At 59.4% G+C, this 15,595-nt stretch carries 17 protein-coding genes; 13 read left to right on the top strand and 4 right to left on the bottom strand.

The window, feature by feature from the left end; all coding sequences use genetic code 11:
- Positions 1–158: 158 nt before the first annotated feature.
- A complete protein-coding gene (locus QMX91_RS20655; RefSeq protein WP_027612388.1) occupies positions 159–1,823 on the bottom strand; it encodes an electron transfer flavoprotein-ubiquinone oxidoreductase in 1,665 nt (554 codons plus the stop codon).
- A gap of 525 nt (positions 1,824–2,348) precedes the next feature.
- On the opposite strand from QMX91_RS20655, the gene QMX91_RS20650 reads away from it, so the two are divergent.
- The 10 genes from QMX91_RS20650 to QMX91_RS20605 all read left to right on the top strand — a co-directional run bounded on the left by QMX91_RS20650 (position 2,349) and on the right by QMX91_RS20605 (position 11,792).
- Positions 2,349–3,098 carry an electron transfer flavoprotein subunit beta/FixA family protein gene (locus QMX91_RS20650; RefSeq protein ID WP_007908338.1) on the top strand — a complete coding sequence of 250 codons (750 nt, stop codon included), beginning with the start codon at positions 2,349–2,351 and terminating at the stop codon, positions 3,096–3,098.
- Positions 3,099–4,028, top strand: coding sequence for an FAD-binding protein (locus QMX91_RS20645; protein ID WP_007961977.1), 930 nt, complete (start codon positions 3,099–3,101; stop codon positions 4,026–4,028).
- A gap of 80 nt (positions 4,029–4,108) precedes the next feature.
- Complete coding sequence (locus QMX91_RS20640; protein WP_282413268.1) at positions 4,109–4,930, top strand: transporter substrate-binding domain-containing protein; 822 nt, start codon at positions 4,109–4,111, stop codon at positions 4,928–4,930.
- A 9-nt stretch (positions 4,931–4,939) separates the two neighbouring features.
- On the top strand, positions 4,940–5,296 hold the full coding sequence (locus QMX91_RS20635; RefSeq protein ID WP_047598756.1) for a DUF4398 domain-containing protein: 357 nt from the start codon (positions 4,940–4,942) through the stop codon (positions 5,294–5,296).
- Positions 5,293–6,105 carry an OmpA family protein gene (locus QMX91_RS20630; protein ID WP_098964994.1) on the top strand — a complete coding sequence of 271 codons (813 nt, stop codon included), beginning with the start codon at positions 5,293–5,295 and terminating at the stop codon, positions 6,103–6,105. The genes QMX91_RS20635 and QMX91_RS20630 overlap by 4 nt, the downstream gene beginning before the upstream one ends.
- A 201-nt stretch (positions 6,106–6,306) precedes the next feature.
- On the top strand, positions 6,307–7,746 hold the full coding sequence (locus tag QMX91_RS20625; protein WP_003226969.1) for a PLP-dependent aminotransferase family protein: 1,440 nt from the start codon (positions 6,307–6,309) through the stop codon (positions 7,744–7,746).
- 78 nt (positions 7,747–7,824) lie between these two features.
- A complete protein-coding gene (locus tag QMX91_RS20620; protein WP_098964993.1) occupies positions 7,825–8,319 on the top strand; it encodes a translation initiation factor 2 in 495 nt (164 codons plus the stop codon).
- Between the two features lie 165 nt (positions 8,320–8,484).
- On the top strand, positions 8,485–8,739 hold the full coding sequence (locus tag QMX91_RS20615) for a YkgJ family cysteine cluster protein (RefSeq protein ID WP_041069283.1): 255 nt from the start codon (positions 8,485–8,487) through the stop codon (positions 8,737–8,739).
- A 41-nt stretch (positions 8,740–8,780) separates the two neighbouring features.
- Entirely contained in the window at positions 8,781–9,386 is a 606-nt protein-coding gene (locus QMX91_RS20610) for an START domain-containing protein (protein WP_135296322.1), read from the top strand.
- A 312-nt stretch (positions 9,387–9,698) separates the two neighbouring features.
- Complete coding sequence (locus QMX91_RS20605; RefSeq protein ID WP_282413267.1) at positions 9,699–11,792, top strand: LTA synthase family protein; 2,094 nt, start codon at positions 9,699–9,701, stop codon at positions 11,790–11,792.
- A gap of 57 nt (positions 11,793–11,849) precedes the next feature.
- Here the strand turns inward: QMX91_RS20605 and QMX91_RS20600 are convergent, their stop codons facing one another.
- On the bottom strand, positions 11,850–12,008 hold the full coding sequence (locus QMX91_RS20600; RefSeq protein ID WP_169432680.1) for a DUF3309 family protein: 159 nt from the start codon (positions 12,006–12,008) through the stop codon (positions 11,850–11,852).
- Between the two features lie 323 nt (positions 12,009–12,331).
- On the opposite strand from QMX91_RS20600, the gene QMX91_RS20595 reads away from it, so the two are divergent.
- The 3 genes from QMX91_RS20595 (at position 12,332) to csrA (ending at position 13,875) form a co-directional block, all read left to right on the top strand.
- The gene (locus QMX91_RS20595) at positions 12,332–13,147 is read left to right on the top strand and encodes an SDR family oxidoreductase (RefSeq protein ID WP_007965649.1); all 816 of its coding nucleotides are present in this window, start codon (positions 12,332–12,334) and stop codon (positions 13,145–13,147) included.
- A 63-nt stretch (positions 13,148–13,210) separates the two neighbouring features.
- Complete coding sequence (locus tag QMX91_RS20590) at positions 13,211–13,543, top strand: YnfA family protein (RefSeq protein WP_096794907.1); 333 nt, start codon at positions 13,211–13,213, stop codon at positions 13,541–13,543.
- Between the two features lie 146 nt (positions 13,544–13,689).
- On the top strand, positions 13,690–13,875 hold the full coding sequence (csrA, locus tag QMX91_RS20585; protein WP_027612397.1) for a carbon storage regulator CsrA: 186 nt from the start codon (positions 13,690–13,692) through the stop codon (positions 13,873–13,875).
- Here the strand turns inward: csrA and QMX91_RS20580 are convergent.
- Together QMX91_RS20580 and QMX91_RS20575 are read right to left on the bottom strand one after the other, a co-directional pair.
- On the bottom strand, positions 13,872–14,099 hold the full coding sequence (locus QMX91_RS20580; RefSeq protein WP_003192759.1) for a YheU family protein: 228 nt from the start codon (positions 14,097–14,099) through the stop codon (positions 13,872–13,874). The two genes, csrA and QMX91_RS20580, sit on opposite strands and share 4 nt — an antisense overlap.
- Before the next feature lie 170 nt (positions 14,100–14,269).
- A complete protein-coding gene (locus tag QMX91_RS20575) occupies positions 14,270–15,460 on the bottom strand; it encodes an osmoprotectant NAGGN system M42 family peptidase (RefSeq protein ID WP_027612398.1) in 1,191 nt (396 codons plus the stop codon).
- Positions 15,461–15,595: the final 135 nt, after the last annotated feature.

The raw sequence follows: 15,595 nt of genomic DNA, 5'->3' as shown, positions 1-15,595 counted from the left end.
GGCTTGCTCGCGAATGCGGTGTATCAGTCAATGAATGGGCTGAATGACACACCGCATTCGCGAGCAAGCCCGCTCCCACAGTTGTTTTGTGGTGAAACAGAAAACCTGGGCAACAAAAAGGCCCCCGTTTCGGGAGCCTCGTTGTTCAGCGATACGGCTTACATGTTCGGGTAAGTCGGGCCGCCAGCGCCTTCCGGCGTGACCCAGGTGATGTTCTGCGAAGGGTCCTTGATGTCACAGGTCTTGCAGTGCACGCAGTTCTGGGCGTTGATCTGGAAGCGTTTTTCGCCGTCTTCCTTGGTGATCACTTCGTAGACGCCGGCCGGGCAGTAGCGCTGCGCCGGTTCGTCGTACAGCGGCAGGTTCTTGCTGATCGGGATGCTCGGGTCGGTCAGCTTCAGGTGGCACGGCTGTTCTTCTTCGTGGTTGGTACCGGAGATGAACACCGAGCTCAGTTTGTCGAAGCTGAGTTTGCCGTCCGGCTTTGGATAGTCGATCTTCTTGCAGTCGGCCGCCAGTTTCAGGCAAGCGTAGTCCGGCTTGGTGTCATGCAGGGTGAACGGCAGTTTGCCGCCGAAGATGTTCTGGTCCAGCCAGTTGAAACCACCGCCGACGATCGCGCCGAACTTGTGGATCGCCGGGCCGAAGTTGCGGCTGGCGAACAGTTCGTCGTAGAGCCAGCTCTTCTTGAACGCGTCAACGTAAGTGGTCAGCTCTTCGGTGCCATCCTTTTCGGCGAACAGGGCGTCGGCCACCGATTCAGCGGCGAGCATGCCGGACTTCATCGCGGTGTGGCTGCCTTTGATCTTGGCGAAGTTCAGGGTGCCGAGGTCGCAACCGATCAGCGCGCCGCCCTTGAAGACCATTTTCGGCAGCGAGTTCAGGCCACCTTTGCAGATCGCACGGGCGCCGTAGCTGACGCGCTTGCCGCCTTCCAGGTACTGGGCCAGCACCGGGTGATGCTTGAGGCGCTGGAACTCGTCGAACGGCGACAGGTAAGTGTTGCTGTAAGACAGATCAACGATCAGACCGACCACTACCTGGTTGTTTTCCAGGTGATAGAGGAACGAGCCGCCGGTGTTTTCGGTGCCCATGATGTCCAGCGGCCAACCGGCGGTGTGCACCACCAGACCTGGCTGGTGTTTGGCCGGGTCGATTTCCCAGATTTCCTTCAGGCCGATGCCGTAGTGCTGAGCGTCGGCATCGCTGTCGAGGTTGTAACGCTTGATCAGTTGCTTGCCGATGTGGCCACGGCAGCCCTCGGCGAACAGCGTGTACTTGCCACGCAGTTCCATGCCCGGGGTGTACAGGCCTTCTTTCGGGTTGCCTTCGCGGTCGACGCCCAGATCACCGGTGATGATCCCGCGCACGATGCCGTTTTCGTCGATCAGCGCTTCCTGAGCGGCGAAGCCCGGGTAGATTTCCACGCCGAGGTTCTCGGCCTGCTGGGCCAGCCAGCGGCACAGATTGCCGAGGGAAATAATGTAGTTGCCTTCGTTGTGCATGGTCTTGGGCACAAAGAAGTCAGGAATTTTCTGCGCGCTGTCGGCGTTTTTCAGCACGAAAATGTCATCGCGGGTGACCGGGGTGTTCAGCGGGGCGCCGAGTTCTTTCCAGTCCGGGAACAGTTCGTTCAGAGCGCGTGGTTCGAACACGGCACCGGAAAGGATGTGTGCGCCGACTTCGGAGCCTTTTTCGACCACGCAGACGCTGATTTCCTTACCGGCTTCGGCGGCCTTCTGCTTCAGACGGCAGGCGGCGGACAGGCCAGCGGGGCCGGCACCGACGATGACCACGTCGAATTCCATGTATTCGCGTTCCACAGGCTATCTCCTACTCAAGGCTCAACAGTTTTTTTTCTAATTTGGAGGTTCGGTGTCGTATCCGTTATTGCCTTTACGTTAACGTCAAGGGTAATAATGGGCAAACCACCTTTCTCTCTAGGCGGCGCATTATATCTACACCACTCCGAGCGTCCAATACAAACGTTTGTTTGAATCGGCTCCAGCCCAGAGAAATCAAAGAAGCGCGGCTTATGAACGGCCATTTTGCCGTATTGACCGGAATAGGCGTTCCGGTCAAGATACGGGCGGTTTTGCGCTCGCCGTAGGCAGACTGGCGGTTTCAAGAGCACCTCTAAAGACAGGGCACAGGCAGTACAAGGTGATGCGCAGCGCAAGTCCGGCGCGCAGTTTACACACCGTGCGATTCAATGACTTGTTGGTCACCACTGACGAACGGTCATCGCCCCCAGCCGGCGTTTTTAGAGGTGCCCTTGTGCCCGATGAGCATCAACCGCCAGGTTCGCCTAGGCGACTTTCTTTTCACCGGAGAGTAACGAGGAATCCATGAAGGTTCTTGTAGCTGTCAAACGCGTTGTGGATTACAACGTCAAGGTCCGCGTCAAGGCGGACAATTCCGGCGTAGACCTCGCCAACGTCAAGATGTCGATGAACCCGTTCTGCGAAATCGCAGTGGAAGAAGCCGTACGCCTGAAAGAGAAAGGTGTTGCGACTGAAATCGTCGTCGTCTCCATCGGCCCGACCACCGCTCAGGAACAGCTGCGTACCGCACTGGCTCTGGGTGCCGACCGCGCCATCCTCGTCGAATCCGCTGAAGACCTGACTTCGCTGGCCGTGGCCAAGCTGCTCAAGGCTGTGGTCGACAAGGAACAGCCTCAGCTGGTGATCCTGGGCAAACAGGCGATCGACAGCGACAACAACCAGACCGGCCAGATGCTCGCTGCACTGAGCGGCTACGGTCAGGGCACTTTCGCCTCGAAAGTCGAAGTCTCTGGCGACAGCGTTGCCGTGACCCGCGAAATCGACGGCGGCGCGCAGACCGTTTCGCTGAAACTGCCAGCGATCGTCACCACCGACCTGCGTTTGAACGAGCCGCGTTATGCGTCCCTGCCAAACATCATGAAAGCCAAGAAGAAGCCTCTCGAAGTGCTGACTCCGGACGCTTTGGGCGTTTCCACCGCCTCCACCAACAAGACCCTGAAAGTCGAAGCGCCGGCTGCACGCAGCGCGGGCATCAAGGTCAAGTCGGTGGCTGAACTGGTCGAGAAACTGAAAAACGAAGCGAAGGTAATCTAAATGACTATCTTGGTTATTGCTGAACACGACAACAAAGTGCTGGCCCCGGCCACTCTGAACACCGTGGCTGCTGCTGCCAAAATCGGCGGCGACATTCACGTGCTGGTTGCAGGCCAGGGCGCTGGCGCTGTGGCCGAAGCCGCTGCGAAAATCGCTGGCGTAAGCAAAGTCCTCAACGCTGACAATGCCGCTTACGCGCATCAGTTGCCGGAAAACGTTGCGCCGCTGGTTGCAGAGCTGGGCAAGGGCTACAGCCACATCCTGGCTGCCGCCACGTCCAACGGCAAAAACATCCTGCCGCGCGTTGCCGCTGCACTGGACGTTGACCAGATCTCCGAGATCATCTCGGTAGAAAGCGCTGATACTTTCAAGCGTCCGATCTACGCCGGTAACGCTATCGCTACCGTGCAATCGACCGCTGCGATCAAAGTGATCACCGTGCGTGCCACCGGTTTCGACCCGGTTGCCGCTGAAGGTGGTTCGGCGGCTGTTGAAGCCGTAGCGGCTGCGCACGACGCCGGCACTTCCAGCTTCGTCAGCGAAGAACTGGCCAAGTCCGATCGTCCAGAGCTGACCGCTGCCAAGATCGTCGTTTCCGGCGGCCGCGGCATGCAGAACGGTGACAACTTCAAACACCTGTACGCTCTGGCCGACAAGCTGGGCGCCGCCGTGGGTGCTTCGCGCGCCGCAGTCGACGCAGGTTTCGTCCCGAACGACATGCAGGTCGGTCAGACCGGCAAGATCGTTGCGCCACAGCTGTACATCGCCGTCGGTATCTCCGGCGCGATCCAGCACCTGGCCGGCATGAAAGACTCCAAAGTGATCGTTGCGATCAACAAGGACGAAGAAGCGCCGATCTTCCAGGTGGCCGATTACGGTCTGGTGGCGGATCTGTTCGAAGCGGTACCTGAGCTGGAGAAGCTGGTCTAATCCGGCAGCTTCACTTATAAAGAGCCCGGCCTTATGGTCGGGCTTTTTTTTGTCTCGAATTTGCGTGGGAGTGTTTTGCCATGGATCTGCGCCGCGGGTTGTTATTGGGATTGATCCTGTTACCGGGGATGGCTGCGGCTGCCGGCAAATGCGAGCGCCTTGTCGTCACCGGCAGCCCGGATGCGCCGCCGTACCTGTGGCAGGACCCGCAGAATCCCAAGCACTTGATCGGTGCCAGTGCCGACCTGCTGCAGCAAGTGGCCAAGGATCTGGGGATCAAGGTCGAGCTGCTCTACGCCGGCAAACGCGCGCAGGCCCTCGATGAGGTGCGCAGCGGGCGCATGGACATGCTGGCCGACACGCTGCTGATGTTCAACGAGCTGGAAAATGTCGACTACATCTATCCGCCGTTGCTGGAAAACGACTATCTGGTGTGGACGCGCAAGGGCTCGACGCTGGTCTACAGCGAAGCCAGGGATCTGCACGGGCACACCGGCGGGCTGTCGGAAAAGTCTCGAATGACCCAGGCATTCGGCACTTTCGCCGAGCAGAATCTGACCCTGACCCGGACGGCAAACATCACTCAAGCCTTTCAGAAACTTCTGCTGGGTGAAGTCGAATATGTACTCGCCGGGCGCTACTCGGGCATGGCCGCCGCGCAGGCATTGGGCATGGCCAATGATCTGCTGGCGTTCGAGCAACCGATCGACCGACCGGGACTGTTCCTCGCGGTTTCGCACAACTCGGCCTGCAACGATCCGTGGTTGCGCGGACAGCTCGCTAAAAAGATGACAGAATTGCCCGCGTCCGGACTGACCGAAGCCGCGCTGCAACGCAACATCGAGCGCTGGAAGGCTCAGCAGCAACAGCCGCAGCCACCTGTCAGTGCCCCAAAACAGTAGGGATTCTTAGTGAGTATTCGACCTCTTTTCGCGGCCATGGCCGTTCTGGCCCTGGCCGGCTGCGCCAACGATCCTGCGCCCAATGAGCAAATGCGCCTGACCGAGCAGGCCATCACCCAGGCCAAGGCTGTGGGTGCGACCGCCGATGAACTGCCGGAAATGAAACTGGCCGAAGACAAGTTCAACCGGGCCAAGGGCAACATGACCGACGAGTCTTTCAAGAACGCCCGCATGCGCGCCGAACAGGCCGAGCTGGACGCACGTCTGGCAGAAGCCAAGGTGTTGACGCAAAAGAGCGAAGAGCAACTGAACGTGCTCAACACCCGCATCATCCGTCTGCGCAAGCAACTGGGAGATGCCCAATGAGCCTCAAGTCCAAAGCCCTCGGCGGGTTGATTCTGGCCGGTTGTGCAAGCCTCTACGGTTGCGCCGGTCAACACAGCGAAGCCGCCTTGCAGCAGGCCAGCAGCGACTTCCAGAAGGTCAAGGAAGATTCCAATGTGCTGCGTATCGCGCCCAAGGACGTGATCCGCGCCGGTGAATCGCTGGCCCGTGCCGATCGCCTGTCGACCTATTGGGGCAGCGGCTGGGATGTCGCGCATTACGCCTACCTGAGTCAGCGTTACAGCGAAATCGCCCGCGAACACACCAATCTGGTGCTCAACGAAGAGCGTGCGGCGAAGCTTGAGCTGGAGCGTCAACGCCTGCAACTGGCCCTGCGCGAGTCCAAACTGCTGAGCGTGCAGCAGCAGGGCAAGTGGCTCGAGGAGCAGATCGTTGCGCTGGCCACCACGCAAACCGATCGCGGCCTGGTCATGACCTTGGGCGATGTGCTGTTCGACACCGGCGAAGCGGAGCTGAAGAACTCGGCCAACCGTGTAGTGCTGAAGATCGTGCAGTTTCTGCAGCTCAACCCGAAACGCGTGGTGCGCATAGAGGGCTACACCGACAGCACCGGCGGCAAGCAGGAAAACCTCAAGCTGTCGCGTGATCGTGCGCAGGCGGTGGCCGATGTGCTGATGGACCTGGGTATCGAGGACAAGCGGATTCAGGTCGAAGGTTACGGCGACGAATACCCGGTGGACGTCAACGCTTCCGAGCGTGGGCGAGCACAGAACCGTCGGGTGGAAATTGTGTTCTCCGACGAAAAAGGCCAGCTCGGCGCCGCCCGCTGAGGGCTGCGTCTCTGGAAAGCCCGGCCTGTCATGCAGCGCCGGGCTTTTTTACGTCTGTCGAATAGCGCGCAAATCCGTACAGTTGTAGCTGACACTGCACTGTACGGTCGACTATGGTGGCAACTGTCCCAGTACACTTCTAAACTGTTCCGGTATTGTTTCACACAAGAATAAAATGCCCGTGAAATCGAGTGCTGCGTCATGACCAACCTCTTGCTCTACCAACGTATTGCTCAACAGCTGGCGGAAGACATCCGGCGCGGTGTCTATCAGCCCGGAGAACGCGTGCCGTCGGTGCGCAAGATGAGTTCGCAGCTCAATGTCAGCCATGCAACGGTGTTGCAGGCTTACGCCAACCTCGAAGATCAGGGCCTGATCCGTGCACGGCCGCAGTCCGGTTACTACGTGCACCAGACCCCGGCACTGACAGCGCCGACCCCGGACATCGCCCGGGTCGAGCGGCCAGGACTGGTCACCCGCGCCAGCATCATTCAGCAAGTGTTGGTCGAATCGCGGCGCGAAGGGGTGTTCCCGTTGGGCGCTGCGGTGCCGAGTGTCGATTACCTCCCGGTGCGCGCGCTGCATCAACAACTGGCCAAGGTCACCCGATTCCATAGTCCGCGCGCGTTCAGTTACATGTTCAGCCCGGGTTTCGAACCGCTGCGTCGGCAAGTGGCGATCCGCATGCGCGATGCCGGGGTCGTCGTCGATCCGTCGGAAGTGGTGATCACCCACGGTTGCGTCGATGCTTTGCAGATGTCGCTGCGGGTGCTGACCCGTCCGGGTGATCTGATCGCCGCCGAATCGCCAACCTATTACGGCCTGCTGCAACTGGCCGACCTGCTGGGCCTGAAAGTGATCGAGATTCCCAGCGACCCGGCCACCGGCATGAGCCTGGAAGCCTTGCAACTGGCCGCCAACCAATGGTCGATCAAGGCGCTGGTGCTGACCACCCGGCTGAGCAATCCACTGGGCGGCACCATGCCGGAAGAGCGGCAGAAACAACTGCTGCGCCTGGCTTCGGACTTCGATATCCAGATCGTAGAAGACGACATCTATGGCGAGTTGATGTTCGAACAGGGGCGCACCAAAGCTCTCAAGGCCTACGATCGACTGGATCGGGTGATCTACTGCTCGAGCTTTTCCAAGACGTTGTCGCCGGGTGTGCGCGTCGGCTGGATGATCGCCGGCAAGTATCAGCAGGAAATCCAGCGTCTGCAGACCTTCACCACGCATTCGGCGTGCAGCGTCACGCAAATGGCGATTGCCGCTTATCTGGAAAATGGCGGTTATGACCGGCATTTACGGTACATCCGCCAGGAATACCGAAAAAACCTCAGCGCATTTCAGCTGGCGGTGCAGCAGTACTTCCCCGAAGGCACGCAAATGACCCGGCCCACGGGCGGTTTCATCCTCTGGGTGAGTCTGCCGGGCAGGGTCAATACCCAGGAATTGCACGTCCGCGCCTTGCAGCAGGGCATCAGTATTGCGCCGGGGCTGATCTTCAGTAATACCGAGCAGTTCAACCACTGCATCCGCCTGAATTGCGGCACGCCGTGGAATCGCGAGGCGGAAAGGGCGCTGATGACCCTCGGTTTGCTGGCGACTCAACTGTGTCAGGAAACCGCAGGCGGTTTCTGAACGAGTGGCGCACCGTGCTTGTCTTGTGACACTCAACAGGCGAGCATATGGCCCTCTGCCGTTAGTGTTGTGGGGCTCATGAAAGCGATTTTGCCTGCTGTCTGGATTTTGCTTGGTGTGTTGACGATGGGCCATGCGCCCGGTGTCATGGCAGCTGCCGTTCAGGAAAAGCCCGCAACGTCCACCCCGGCAAGCAAATCGGCCGCGAGCAAAAAAGCCGTTGCGGATAAAAAAGCACCGGCTAAGAAAGCCTCACAGAAGAAAGCCGCCCCGGTGAAGAAGCGTCCCCCGGTCGCTTCCAAGTCGAAATCGGCCAGTGAGGTGGCTAAAACCAGACTGCCGCCGGCCAAACTGGACCTGAGCCTGCCCAAAGACATGGTTCAGCAACTCAAACCTGCCGGTACTGTGTCGATGCCCAAACACGAGGCGATCCTGCCGCAGATGTTCGGCGAGAAGAACAGCGGCTTCCAGCTCAACGGCCGCCTGCTCAGCAACGAAATGCAGTTGCAACTGCGCAACGAAGAGCGCCGCGATATTGAAGGCGCTGCGCTGGATTTCGAGTTCAAGCAATAAATTCAATCGAGCCGTGACCCGCGAACCAGACGCTTTGTCGGAGACTGGTCAGTCACATTCAGTTATCGGTAAAAACCCCGGTCCAGGGAATTTGAAACAACCGTTTTAGCGGTTACTCTGTCCGTGTCTCTTTAACACATTGCCCGTCGCGAGGACTTGCTCGTCATGAAATGCCGTGAAGGCTGTGGCGCTTGCTGCATTGCCCCTTCCATCAGCTCTGCCATTCCGGGCATGCCCAACGGCAAACCTGCCGGCGAACGTTGCGTGCAACTCTCGGTCGAAAACCTGTGCAGCATTTTCGGTCAGCCGGAGCGTCCGGCGGTCTGTTCAGGATTTGCCGCCGATGTCGAAGTCTGTGGCAGCAGCTCCGAGGAAGCGATCAAACTGATCGGCTGGTGGGAGCAGATGACGGCGGCGTGATGTGTCAAACGAACGGAACTTCAACAATAAGGAATAAGACTATGGGTTCGCTGCATCGTATCGCTGTGTTGTGTGGTTTGACCGCTGTGCTGGCTACTTCGATGGCTCAGGCCGAAGACTGGAAGGTCGCCAAGGAACAGGACGGGATCAAGGTCTCGCTGGCCGAAGTGCCGGGTTCCGATTACAAGTCCTATCAGGGGGTTGCCCTGATGAAGACCACCGTTGCCAAACTGCGTGCCTTGCAGGAAGACGTGGCCGGAGCCTGCGCCTGGATTCACGAATGCAAAACCCAGAAACTGCTCAAGCACGAGGGCGATCAGAGCTGGACCTATACCCAGTTCAATACGCCGTGGCCAGTGACCCCACGTGATTCGGTGTTGCACATCACCACCGTTGAGGGCGCCGATGGCAGCCTGACCCGCAACCTCGAAGGCGTGCCGAAGTACCTTCCCGAAGAGAAAGGCTTTGTCCGTGTCGCTCAGGTCAAAGGGTTCTGGAAGTTCGTACCCAAAGGTGATCAAGTCGAAGTGACCTATCAGGTGCACACTGAGCCCGGCGGCAGCGTGCCGAGCGTGATCGCCAACAAGTTCGTGGTCGATGCGCCGTTCAATACGCTGAAGTCCCTGAAAGAACGCGCCGAGAAGTAATTCTTCGCGCTGACAGCAAAACGCCCCGACCGAATCGGGGCGTTTTGTTTTGTCGTTATATTGTGTTTCCAGATATGCGTTGGACGAAATTTTCACAAAGTGTTCCAGACAATTCGCCCGCGCAACTCGGTTTGTCCCCCGTCCGAATGCTTGTATGAAAGAGTCGGGCAATGGGGCAGTAATCAATGGCAATGCTGCCGTTGATCGTGCAACATTTGCGCACCGCGCACGCCCCGGGGCCTGGAATGGCCAAAAGAGGGCATGGCGCCGCTGTATTTTGCAACTTCAACTTCCAATGGGTCCTAAAACGACATGGCAAACCCGGACGCCCTGAATCAGCAGCGATCTTCCACTCGCCTGCTGCAACCGACCGTCAAATCGCATCTGGCCTACACGCTGCTGTGTGCCCTGGTCATGATGGTGATGTTTTCCGTGCTGCGCCTCGCGCTGCTGGTCTACAACCGCGAGATGATCCTCGATACCCCGGCTTCGACCTTCCTCGAAGCCTTCGCCAACGGCCTGCGTTTCGACCTGCGCCTGGTGGTCTACGTCTGCGTTCCGCTGCTGCTGGCACTGTTCAGTGCGCGGGCGATGGCTGCGCGTGGCTTCTTCCGTCTGTGGCTGACTGTGGCGTCGAGCATCGCGCTGTTCCTCGGCCTGATGGAAATGGACTTCTACCGCGAGTTCCACCAGCGCCTCAACGGCCTGGTGTTCCAGTACGTGAAGGAAGACCCGAAAACCGTGATGAGCATGCTCTGGTACGGTTTCCCGGTAGTGCGTTACCTGCTGGCGTGGGTCATCGGCACCGTGATCCTGACCCTGGCCTTCAAGGGCGCCGACCGTGCGACCCGTCCACGCGGCCCGTTCAGCGGTGGCAACGTCGGCACCCGTCAGGTGGCGCCGTGGTACACCCGCCTGGCGGTGTTCGTGGTCTGCCTGCTGATCTGCGTCGTAGCCGCACGTGGCACCCTGCGTCAGGGCCCGCCGCTGCGTTGGGGTGACGTGTACACCACCGAATCGAACTTCGCCAACCAGCTCGGCCTCAACGGCACGCTGTCGCTGATCGCCGCTGCCAAGGACCGCATGGGCGAAGATCGCAACAACATCTGGAAAGCCACGCTGCCGCAGGAACAGGCGCAGAAAGTGGTGCGCGAGATGCTGGTGATGCCGGACGACAACCTGGTCGATGCCGACATCGCTGCCGTGCGTCGTGACTACACGCCGCCGGCCGACAAGACCCTGCCGATCAAGAACGTTGTCGTGATCCTGATGGAAAGCATGGCCGGTCACTCGGTCGGCGCCCTGGGCGCACCGGGCAACATCACACCTTACCTCGACAAACTGTCGAAGGAAGGCCTGCTGTTCGACCGCTTCTTCTCCAACGGCACCCATACCCACCAGGGCATGTTTGCGACCATGGCGTGCTTCCCGAACCTGCCTGGTTTCGAATACCTGATGCAGACCCCGGAAGGCAGCCACAAGCTGTCCGGTCTGCCGCAGCTGCTCAGCGCGCGCAAGTATGACGACGTGTATGTCTACAACGGCGACTTCGCCTGGGACAACCAGTCGGGCTTCTTCAGTAACCAGGGCATGACCAACTTCGTGGGTCGTAACGACTTCGTCAATCCGGTGTTCTCCGATCCGACCTGGGGCGTGTCCGACCAGGACATGTTCGACCGTGGTCTGCAGGAGCTGAAGGCACGGGAAAACGGCAAGCCGTTCTACGCGCTGCTGCAAACCCTGTCCAACCACACGCCGTACGCCTTGCCGACGCCATTGCCGGTGGAGCGCGTGACCGATCGTGGCAGCCTCAACGAACACCTGACCGCCATGCGTTACGCCGACTGGGCACTGGGTCAGTTCTTCGAGAAGGCGCGTAAAGAGCCGTACTTCAAGGAAACCCTGTTCGTGATCGTCGGCGACCACGGTTTCGGCAACGAGCGCCAGATCACCGAAATGGACCTGGGCCGCTTCAACGTGCCGATGCTGATGATTGCTCCGGGCATCCAGGAGAAGTTCGGCACCCGCGATCACACCGTGGGCACCCAGATCGACATCGTGCCGACCATCATGGGCCGTCTGGGTGGCGAAGTGCGTCACCAGTGCTGGGGCCGCGACCTGCTCAACCTGCCGGCCGGCGACACCGGTTTCGGTGTGATCAAGCCGTCGGGTAGCGAGCAGACCACTGCCATCGTCACCGCCGACCAGATCCTGGTGCTGCCGAAAGAGAAGGAAATGGCGCCGAAGATCTACCAGTACCAACTGGGCGCGAACCCTTCTGCCGAGATCATTCCGGACGCACCGCGTACCGCCGAACTGAAGCTCAAGCTGGAAGCGTTCTTGCAAACGGCGACCAAGAGCCTGATGGACAACACCGCCGGTGTGATCAACGGCAAGCCGGACTGATAAAACCGCTGCATAAAAAAGAGGCCCCTGAGGGCCTCTTTTTTTTGTCTTGGGGTTTTATATCCTGCCAAGTAACAGCAGGACCAGCAGCACCACCAACACCACGCCGATAATGCCCGAAGGACCATAACCCCAACTTCTGGAGTGCGGGAAGACTGGCAGACCACCGATCAGCAACAGGATCAGGATAATGATAAGAATTGTGCCCATGTCGATTTCCTTGTTTATAGCGTTCGAGAAGACTTGGTGTTCAAGGGCGACTGGAGGCTAACTAATTCCAGACGGCTTACAAATTCCGACTGGTGCGAATGAAAGAAAATTCAATGTTTTTTTAATGTATTTGGATTACTCGTTTATTTCCTTTAAAGCGCGAGATCAAAAGATCGCAGCCTTCGGCAGCTCCTACAGGGAATTCATGTAGGCGCTGCCGCAGGCTGCGATCTTTTGATCCTGTATTCAGCAATCTGATGGAGCGTGGGTGGCCAGTGTTCCTTCGCTACACTCCGTGCATCTCCTACGGAACAACAAGGCTGTCTGCTATGCAAAATCGCATGATGATCACGGGTGCGGGCTCAGGTTTGGGTCGCGAAATCGCGCTGCGCTGGGCGCGTGAAGGCTGGCAGCTGGCCTTGTCCGACGTCAGCGAAGCTGGCCTGCAGGAAACCCTGAAGCTGGTGCGCGAGGCCGGTGGTGACGGTTTCACCCAACGTTGCGATGTGCGTGACTACAGCCAGCTCACCGCGTTTGCCCAGGCTTGCGAGGTGAAGCTCGGCGGCATTGATGTCATCGTCAACAACGCCGGTGTGGCGTCCGGCGGATTCTTCAGCGAACTGTCGCTGGAGGATTGGGACTGGCAGATCGCGATCAACCTGATGGGGGTGGTCAAGGGCTGCAAGGCGTTCCTGCCGCTGCTCGAACAGAGCAAAGGCAAGATCATCAACATCGCTTCGATGGCTGCACTGATGCAAGGCCCGGCGATGAGCAACTACAACGTGGCCAAGGCCGGTGTAGTGGCGCTGTCGGAAAGTTTGCTGATCGAACTGGCGCAGCAGGAAGTCAGCGTGCATGTGGTCTGCCCGTCGTTCTTCCAGACCAACTTGCTCGACTCGTTCCGTGGCCCGACGCCGGCCATGAAAGCCCAGGTCGGCAAGTTGCTGGAAAGTTCGCCGATTACGGCTGCCGACATCGCTGACTATATCTACCAGCAAGTGGCCGCCGGCGAATTCATGATCCTGCCGCACGAGCAGGGGCGCATGGCCTGGGCGATCAAACAGAAGAATCCGCAACTGATCTACAACGAAATGACCACCATGGCCGATAAAATGCGCGCCAAGGCCAGACAAACCAACGGCTGAACTTGCCCGAAGGGTGTCGCGTCGTTAGGGTGGCCGCAGTGGTCACCCTGTCGAGACACATCAATGCTCAATTACCTGTGGTTCTTCCTCGCGGCGCTGTTTGAAATCGCCGGCTGTTTCGCCTTTTTCATGTGGCTGCGTCAGGGCAAGAGTGCCTTGTGGGTGATCCCGGCGCTGCTCAGCCTGACCCTGTTCGCCCTGTTATTGACCCGCGTCGAAGCGGCTTACGCCGGGCGCGCCTATGCCGCGTATGGCGGAATCTACATCGTCGCGTCGATCGGCTGGCTGGCGGTGGTCGAGCGCGTTCGCCCTTTGGGTTCGGACTGGATCGGCGTGGCGCTGTGCGTGATCGGCGCGAGCGTGATTCTGTTCGGTCCGCGCTTTTCCGCCCCGTGAGGCGAGGCTGTTTAGTGATTTGCAGGAAATGTCTGACGGGCGCAGCGCTTGTGGGTGTAGGGCAAGACTGAATTGCTCACGACGTATTGTCGAGCGCGCGCCCACCGCGCATCTTCAGGCCTGGCTAACCCTGAAGGATAAATTCCATGCTTGTACTCAGCCGTGTAGTGGGCGAGTTGATTTCCATCGGTGACGACATATCCGTGCGCGTGTTGTCAGTCAACGGCTCCAGTGTGCGCTTTGGTGTCGAGGCGCCGCAGAAGGTCAATGTGCACCGTTCTGAAGTCTATCAGCGGATCCAGCGCAAACAGGTCACCGAAAAGGTCCGCTAGTCGAACAGATGCTTGGGCACATCGTGTTTGAGCATCAACTGGCATTGTTCGCTTTCCGGGTCGAAGACGATCAGCGCCTGGCCTTTGGTCAGCGCCTGGCGCACGCGCAGCACGCGGGTTTCCAGCGGTGTGTCATCACCGTTGTCGGTGCCGTCGCGGGTGACGAAGTCCTCGATCAGGCGGGTGAGGGTGTCGACTTCAAGAGCGTCGTAGGGAATCAGCATGGGCACCTCGGCTAAATCAATGGCGGGATGCTACGGCGATTGGTGGCTGGCTGCCAGTTTTGTGTGGTTTGTACCGGCCTCATCGCGAGCAGGCTCACTCCTACAAGGAAATGCATTCCAACTGTAGGAGTGAGCCTGCTCGCGATAGCCATAGTTCAGATAACAAGGATTCAACTGTCGGAACGCTGCCCCACCAGACTGTCCACCGACGGCACTCGCGTATCGCTCTCCATCTGTGTCTCATGTTCGATCTGGTGACTGAAGCGATCCAGCGAAGCATTGGCCGGCGCCGCATCGCTGGCAAATACCGGCGGACTCAGAATGTACGCCCCGAGCAAACGACTGAGCGCCGCCAGACTGTCGATGTGCGTACGTTCATAACCATGGGTCGCGTCGCAGCCAAAGGCGAGCAGGGCGGTGCGGATATCGTGCCCGGCAGTCACCGCCGAATGCGCGTCGCTGAAGTAATAGCGGAACAGGTCGCGCCGCACCGGCAGTTCGTTTTCACCGGCCAGACGCAGCAAATGCCGCGACAGGTGATAGTCGTAAGGGCCACCGGAATCCTGCATCGCCACGCTCACCGCGTGTTCGCTGGAGTGCTGGCCGGGTGCGACTGGCGCGATGTCGATACCGACGAATTCGCTGACGTCCCATGGCAATGCCGCCGCCGCACCGCTGCCGGTTTCTTCGGTGATGGTGAACAGCGGGTGACAGTCGATCATCAACTCTTGGCCGCTCTCGACGATGGCTTTGAGCGCAGCGAGCAATGCCGCAACCCCGGCCTTGTCGTCGAGGTGACGGGCGCTGATGTGACCGCTGTCGGTGAACTCCGGCAGCGGGTCGAACGCCACCACGTCGCCGACGCTGATGCCCAGAGAGTCGCAATCGGCCTTGGTCGCGCAGTAGGCATCCAGGCGCAGCTCGACGTGATCCCAGCTGATCGGCATTTCGTCTACGGCAGTGTTAAACGCGTGCCCGGAGGCCATCAGCGGCAACACGCTGCCGCGAATCACGCCGTTGTCGGTGAACAGGCTGACCCGGCTGCCCTCGGCAAAGCGGCTCGACCAGCAACCGACCGGGGCCAGGGTCAGACGACCGTTGTCTTTCACTGCACGCACTGCGGCGCCGATGGTGTCGAGGTGCGCGGAGACGGCGCGGTCGGGGCTGTTTTTCTTGCCCTTGAGGGTGGCGCGAATGGTGCCGCGACGGGTCATTTCGAAAGGGATGCCAAGTTCTTCCAGACGCTCGGCGACGTAGCGCACGATGGTGTCGGTGAACCCGGTAGGGCTGGGAATGGCGAGCATTTCCAGCAGGACTTTTTGCAGGTAGTTCAGATCCGGTTCGGGGATTTGAGTGGTCATGGAAACTCCTGATGAGTTGAGGCGCATCGATGGTTTCGATGAGGGGAAAGATTTGTAGTGCCTGATCCGGCCCCTTCGCGAGCAAGCCCGCTCCCACATTTGGAATGCGTTCAACCTGTGGGAGCGGGCTTGCTC

The organism is Pseudomonas sp. PS01299, from assembly GCF_029960145.1.
GTDB lineage: Bacteria > Pseudomonadota > Gammaproteobacteria > Pseudomonadales > Pseudomonadaceae > Aquipseudomonas > Aquipseudomonas putida_A.
The sequence above is the reverse complement of the archived record's forward strand: the minus strand, read 5'-3'. Positions and strand labels throughout refer to the sequence as shown.